Raw genomic sequence first — 6,705 nt, forward strand, 5'->3', positions numbered from 1 at the left:
GCTATAATTAAATATAAATCATACAATAACAGTCGGGATTAAAAATGGAGGTATTTACTATGAATCTCTTTGAAAAAGAAGCCTTTGTAACAAAAGCTGCGGAAGAATTTGAAAATCAATCACCGGAAGCGATACTGAAACTTGCTATCGAAACATTTCCAAGCTTAACACTTGCTTGTAGTTTTGGCGCTGAAGACGTTGTGCTTGTGGATATGCTTCAAAAAATTAATCCGAATGTAGACATTTTCTACTTGGATACGAATGTTCATTTCGCCGAAACCTATGAAACAAGAGATCGCCTAGAACAACATTACGGAACGAAGTTCGTTCAAGTCTTGCCTAAGCTAACGCTTGAAGAACAAGCTGAGAAATTCGGTGATGAGCTTTGGAAAAGCGATGCTAACCAATGCTGTAACATTCGTAAGGTTGATCCTTTAACAGATATTCTTAAAAATTATGATGCATGGATCACAGGGATTCGCCGCGATCAAGCGCCTACTCGTGCAAATGCCAAAAAAGTTGAGTACGATGTGAAATTTGGTTTGATTAAATTCAATCCACTAGCAGGCTGGACTTCCGAAGATGTGTGGAATTACATTCGTGAGAATGATGTTATCTACAATCCGCTGCATGATCGCAACTACCCAAGTATCGGATGTACACATTGTACCCGCCCAGTAGCTGAGGGTGAAGACCCACGTGCGGGTCGTTGGGCTAGTATCGAAAAAACAGAATGCGGACTTCATAAGTAATCATAGATATAAAATCACGGAGGTACTACGTAATGACGACGATTAAGCCGCATGGCGGCGTATTAATTAACCGTTTGGTACCAGTAGAGCAAAGAGAAGAGCTTCTAAAACGTGCAGCATTATTGAAACAAATTCGTGTAAATTCATGGACTATTTCTGACCTGGATCTGATTGGGGTAGGTGCATTTTCACCATTAGTTGGATTCCTTGATGAGAAAAACTATACCTCAGTTGTGGAGACCATGCGTCTTACAGATGGAACTGTGTGGAGTATTCCTGTTACATTATCTATTGACCCTGAAGTTGGAGCTTCCATTTCAATCGGTGAACAAGTAGCGCTTATCGGTGAAGAAGATGATGTCATATATGCTGTTTTAGATGCAACTAGCATTTATACAGTAGATCAACAAAATGAAGCAATTAAGATCTTCAAATCAGATGATATGGCTCACCCAGGTGTAGATAAACTGTTCTCGCGTTCTTCTACAAATATCGGAGGCCCTATTCAGCTGCTTAACCGACCAAAACCTAAAAAGTTTGAAGAGTTTTACTTTGATCCATCCGAAACACGTCGCATTTTTGCGGAAAATGGGTGGAGAACTGTTGTTGGTTTTCAAACACGTAATCCGGTTCACCGAGCTCACGAATACATTCAAAAGTCGGCCATGGAAATCGTGGATGCTCTTTTCCTTAATCCGCTTGTAGGTGAGACTAAATCCGATGACATCTCTGCCGATGTACGTATGAAAAGTTATTTGGTATTGCTTGAGAACTACTATCCGAAGGATCGGACTTTCTTGGGTGTATACCCGGCTGCTATGCGTTATGCAGGTCCTCGTGAGGCGATTTTACACGCTATTGTGCGTAGAAACTATGGATGTACGCATTTCATCGTAGGACGCGATCACGCGGGTGTTGGCGATTACTACGGTACCTATGAAGCTCAAGAGATTTTCAGTAATTTTACAGCAGAAGAGATTGGTATTACACCTCTATTCTTTGAGCATAGCTTCTTTTGTACCAAATGTGGCAATATGGCTTCTAGCAAAACTTGTCCTCATGATAAGTCCCAGCATATGCATCTCTCTGGCACGAAGGTTCGTGGGTTGCTTAGAGAGGGTCAATGCCCGCCTCCGGAGTTCACACGTCCTGAAGTAGCACAGGTTCTTATTGAAGGTCTAAGAGACCCTGAATATCAGGTTTAAGTAAGGTATATTTGTCCACCCTGTCCCATATAGATGTTACAGAGTCTATGGGGAACAGAGGTGGATTTTTTATGCGCAAAAGGAAGAAGAGGCTGGTCGTCTGGCTGACTTTTAACAGTAGTCTTAAGCTTGTTCTCTCGACCTTGCTGGTTGCACTTGTTGTTTTCATCTATGCCTATGAGCTGCCGGCAACGAAGACGTGGTCGGATTGGACTTTACCTTTGTCAGGTAAAACAATTGCTCTGGATGCTGGTCATGGTGGACCTGATGGTGGAGCTTCCAGTAAGGAAGGTGTTGTTGAGAAAGATATCAATTTAGCGATCACACTTCATCTTCGTGATTATTTGCAGCAGGCCGGTGCGCTAGTCATTATGACAAGGGAAACGGATACCGATTTGGCTGAATCTGGTACGAAGGGATATAGTAAAAGAAAGACTCAAGATCTTCACAACCGTGCAGATCTCATTAATGAGAATAATGCGGATTTATTTCTTAGTGTGCATTTAAACAGCATACCTTCTCAGAAATGGAGAGGCGCACAAACGTTCTATTACCCGAATAATCCTAAAAACCCTAATTTAGCCGCACTCATTCAGTTGGAATTAAAGAAGAACTTAGAGAATACTGATCGTGTTGCCAAGCCGGCGGACAAGACTGTTTACTTATTAAAAACGCTGAAAATCCCGAGTGCTCTTGTAGAGGTGGGTTTCCTTTCAAATCCAGAAGAAGCAAGACTGCTTGCAAGTGAGAAATATCAGAAGATGGTGGCAGCATCTGTCTATCAAGGTATCTTAAGATTTTATGCTGGGGAAAAAGTGGGTTCTTAATCAAAATGTGTTATAATTAAGGCCACAATTACAATGTCCGAATAAAAGGTGTGGTGTGGCTATGATAAATAAAGACCAACTATTAGAAGCGTTAAAACCTTTTATTGAACCTCATTACAATAAAAGCGTTGTAGAGCTTAATCTAGTTAGAGATGTGATGTTTAAAGAGGATAACGTATCTTTAAGCTTAATTGTCACGACTGAGGATGAGGCGTTCAAAGAAAAAGCGAAGGTTTATATTCAGCAAACTTTAGAAAAATTAGGTATAGCACAAGTACATATTCGTTTCAGACTCATGACTGGTTATGAGCGTAATCAGATTAAAGATACGGCTCAACCGGCTGCAGAGAAACAAACCCAACCTGTCCAACCGCCGATTGAACAACCCATATTGGGAGAAGCCTCTACAGTTGAGTTTATTGCCGTTGCAAGTGGCAAAGGTGGTGTGGGTAAATCAACCGTAACTGTTAATTTAGCCGTTGCCTTAGCCCGCCAAGGGAAAAAGGTTGGAATCATTGATGCTGATATATACGGTTTCAGTATCCCTGATATGATGGGCATCGAAGAACAGCCGAAGCTTGTCGATAATGTCATTATGCCAGTTGAGAAATTTGGTGTAAAAGTAATCTCTATGGGCTTCTTTGTTCAAGATAATGCGCCTGTTGTTTGGCGTGGTCCTATGCTAGGGAAAATGCTTCGCAATTTCTTCAATGAAGTTAATTGGGGAGATGTTGAATACATCCTTCTGGATCTTCCTCCGGGAACGGGAGATGTAGCGCTAGATGTGCATCAGCTTATCCCGCAAAGTAAAGAAGTGATTGTGACTACGCCGCATGCCACAGCAGCCTTTGTAGCCGCTAGAGCTGGAGCGATGGCCATTCAAACAAACCATGAAATTCTAGGTATTGTGGAGAACATGTCCTATTATGAATGCAAAGATGGCAGCATAGATTACGTATTCGGTAAGGGTGGCGGAGCTAAACTGGCGGAAGATTTGCATAGTGAATTATTAGCGCAGATTCCACTTGGAGCTCCTGACAATCATCTCTCAGAAATCGACTATTCACCGTCTGTCTACAAGTCAGACTCAAAAACTGGACAAATCTATTTGGATATGGCTGCGAATATCATTACCAAATTGGAAAAATAAAAATAAAAGGGCATACGGATAAAATCCGCATGCCCTTTTACTATATTTAAGATTCAGAAGTGCTGGAGTCATCCTTTTTCTTATCGCCGTCTTTCTTTTCGGAGTCTCCTGAATCGCTTTTCTCGTCTTTCTTCTTATCTCCTCCGCTATCTCCCTTGCCTCCACCTTCCTCTTTCTTTTGAGCACTCTTAGCCGTAGGCATCTGATCGGGCTTGCTTTGTTGTGCTATTGCTGCCTTAAGAAGGTCAACCATATGTGCGCGGAACAAAGGACTCTGGATTGATTCTTCCATAACCGTCATCATTTGCTGGCGATAGGCGGCAGTTTTCATGACATCTAGCATCATCTTTTCATATTCCGGATTTTTCATAACATCAACGAGTGATTTTTGATATTCTGGGTCCTTTAAAAGCTCTTTAAACATCTGTTTAGTTTCTTTTTGGATAGCCTTAGCAAAATCACCAGCAAATTTAGGATCTTTCATCATATCGGTAAGGAACATGTTATTCTCTTTTGCTGTGAGTACATCCTTTACTGCCATCTGCAGCTGCAAAGATTCATTTGCTGACAAAAGCTTGATTTGAGATTGACCAGCTACACCGTTGGCGCCCACATCCCCATTCATTATGCTGCGGTTCGCCGCACTGATTGCTTTCTTCCCATCCTCTGACTTCAAAATATCAAGAATCATGGTCTTTTGCTCTTTATACGTATTAGCTTGAGATTGACCTTGACCTTGTGATGAACTATCTGATCCACACGAAGCGAGAAGTAAAGCGATAGAAATCAGTGGTAGGACTTGCAGCTTTCTGAGCTTAGTTGTTAACATAAAAGCATGCTCCCTTCCCTAGCTTAATAGTTGTTAGTATGTGTGGTTCGGGATAGATTATAAGGGCCATTCATTGGCTTTTTATCGTAAACGTTGGTACAATTAACAATTAGAGTTGAAGTATGGAGGTAATTGATCTTGACGCTGCGGAAGTGGTTTCACTTATTTTGGACAACATTGTTATTAGGAATGATTGTATCTATAGGGATTGGACTCATCTTACAATATTCCGACAAAGAATTTTCGGTTATGGGGCTATCGGCAGTAGGATTTAATGTATTAAATATGCTGCTTGGTGGTGCAACAATAAGCGTTCTGAGTCAAATGGGCTTTTTTGCTTATCTGATTGTCAGATTCATTGCTGCAGGTATCATTCGCTCCAAGACGGTATGGGATCTTTTACAATTGGCTATCGTCATTGTTGTCTTGTTTGACCTTGTATATCTGAGAATGACAAATTTTGAGGGCACAGGATCCGTTTTGAGCTACTCCGTTTTACCTGCTATCATATTGGTAATTTCCATAGCAGTAGCTTATTGGAAAGTGAAGATGACGAATCAGAATGCTTTTATCCCGACACTATTCTTTATGTGCGCTGTATCTGTTCTTGAAGCCGTACCTGCATTAAAGCTAGATAACGCAGCATCAAGTCTATTTATGTTGGCTCCGTTGCTTGTTTGTAATGCATGGCAAATTTTGATTCTACATAAAATATTGGATAACAAAAAGAGCTAATAAAATTAGCTCTTTTTTGAATCTAAGTATAATCATTAATTGATTTGTTTCATTGTCTGGTCTTCAACCGGTTTCGTCTCCACTTGGGTTTGTTTGATTAGCTCACTTACCGTAACGAATTCGTATCCCTTAGCTCTTAACTGCTCAATGATAACTGGTAAGGCCTCATGTGTTTGTTGAGACGAATCGCTGGCATGCAGTAATACAATATCTCCTGGATGCGCTTTGGATACTACACGGTTAATAATTGTATCAACACCTTTGTTTAACCAGTCTTGAGAGTCGGTATCCCATTGGATAACCGAATAACCTAAATCATCCGCAATTCGAAGCACCCGTTTGTCGAAGTCACCATTGGGAAGGCGGATTAGGTTTGGTTCTTTTCCAATCAATTCGGTTAAAATACCATGTGCTGTAGTAATTTGTTTGCGTATTTCTTCATCACTTAGCGTACTATAATTATCGTGTTTGTTGCCATGGCTTCCAATTTCGAAACCGTCCTTTTTGATATGCTCTACAATCTCAGGGTGGCTTTTGCTCCACGGAGAGGATAAGAAGAAGGTTGCATCCTTCACACCTTTTTCCTTAAGAATCTTCAAAATAGGTTCCGCACGCTTCTCGCCCCATGAAATATCAAAGGTCAGTGCAATGACCTTTCTATCGGTCTGCACGCTATAAATAGCGGAGGGCTCTGCATTGGAAAAGACGGATACATTACTTTGTTCCGAATAAACAATAGCGGCGGCGAAGACGATGGCAAGTGCAATAAATACATATTGTTTAAACTTACGAGCATTTACAACGAAAAAGTAGTTCATGAATAGCTTGTACCTCCTCTAAGCCTTACATGCGGGCAAGGCTTGTATACTCTTTAGTAAATAATGTATGCTCGTACACAGTACTTATGCTTCCAAAATTGGAGGGAACGAAATGAGATTTCGACCATTGTTCCAACATTTTAAAGAAATGAAACATTACTTCATCGTTGTCGTTTTAGTTTTTGGGTTTAGTTTATATTTAGGTTGGGCGAATTCAGAGCAGTTTTCACACTTCTTAGAAGGGCAGATGCAAGGGCTCAAATCTTTAAGTCAATCCCTGAGTAATAAGGAAAATCCCCAACTATGGTTTTTTATTTTCATCTTTTTAAATAATGCGATTAAATCTGTGGTTATTATCTTTCTTGGCCTATTACTAGGTATTCTGCCGC

8 protein-coding genes (1 of these 8 running past the window's edge) are annotated in these 6,705 nt (G+C 40.8%); 6 read left to right on the top strand and 2 right to left on the bottom strand.

What is annotated here, in order from left to right; translation table 11 throughout:
• Positions 1-59: 59 nt before the first annotated feature.
• The 4 genes from QFZ77_RS06895 (at position 60) to QFZ77_RS06910 (ending at position 3,934) form a co-directional block, all read left to right on the top strand.
• Complete coding sequence (locus QFZ77_RS06895) at positions 60-752, top strand: phosphoadenylyl-sulfate reductase (RefSeq protein WP_307437898.1); 693 nt, start codon at positions 60-62, stop codon at positions 750-752.
• 32 nt (positions 753-784) lie between these two features.
• Positions 785-1,957 carry a sulfate adenylyltransferase gene (gene sat, locus QFZ77_RS06900; RefSeq protein ID WP_307437900.1) on the top strand — a complete coding sequence of 391 codons (1,173 nt, stop codon included), beginning with the start codon at positions 785-787 and terminating at the stop codon, positions 1,955-1,957.
• A 71-nt stretch (positions 1,958-2,028) separates the two neighbouring features.
• A complete protein-coding gene (cwlD, locus tag QFZ77_RS06905) occupies positions 2,029-2,784 on the top strand; it encodes an N-acetylmuramoyl-L-alanine amidase CwlD (protein WP_307437902.1) in 756 nt (251 codons plus the stop codon).
• Positions 2,785-2,845: 61 nt separating this feature from the next.
• Complete coding sequence (locus tag QFZ77_RS06910; RefSeq protein WP_307437904.1) at positions 2,846-3,934, top strand: Mrp/NBP35 family ATP-binding protein; 1,089 nt, start codon at positions 2,846-2,848, stop codon at positions 3,932-3,934.
• Positions 3,935-3,980: 46 nt separating this feature from the next.
• On the opposite strand, the gene gerD is transcribed toward QFZ77_RS06910, so the two are convergent.
• Complete coding sequence (gene gerD / locus QFZ77_RS06915) at positions 3,981-4,763, bottom strand: spore germination lipoprotein GerD (protein WP_307437906.1); 783 nt, start codon at positions 4,761-4,763, stop codon at positions 3,981-3,983.
• Between the two features lie 138 nt (positions 4,764-4,901).
• Between gerD and QFZ77_RS06920 the strand changes: the two genes are divergently transcribed.
• On the top strand, positions 4,902-5,498 hold the full coding sequence (locus tag QFZ77_RS06920; protein WP_307437909.1) for a KinB-signaling pathway activation protein: 597 nt from the start codon (positions 4,902-4,904) through the stop codon (positions 5,496-5,498).
• Between the two features lie 35 nt (positions 5,499-5,533).
• Here the strand turns inward: QFZ77_RS06920 and pdaB are convergent, their stop codons facing one another.
• Positions 5,534-6,316, bottom strand: a complete 783-nt coding sequence (gene pdaB / locus QFZ77_RS06925) for a polysaccharide deacetylase family sporulation protein PdaB (RefSeq protein WP_307437911.1) — start codon at positions 6,314-6,316, stop codon at positions 5,534-5,536.
• 112 nt (positions 6,317-6,428) lie between these two features.
• Here pdaB and QFZ77_RS06930 point away from each other — a divergent pair, with 112 nt between their 5' ends.
• Positions 6,429-6,705, top strand: the 5' portion of a protein-coding gene (locus QFZ77_RS06930) for a stage II sporulation protein M (protein WP_307437913.1). 335 nt of this gene lie beyond the right edge of the window; the window shows 277 of its 612 coding nt (coding positions 1-277); it begins with the start codon at positions 6,429-6,431; its stop codon lies off the right edge, out of view.

Source organism: Paenibacillus sp. V4I3, assembly GCF_030817215.1.
In the GTDB taxonomy this organism is placed as follows: Bacteria; Bacillota; Bacilli; order Paenibacillales; family NBRC-103111; genus Paenibacillus_E.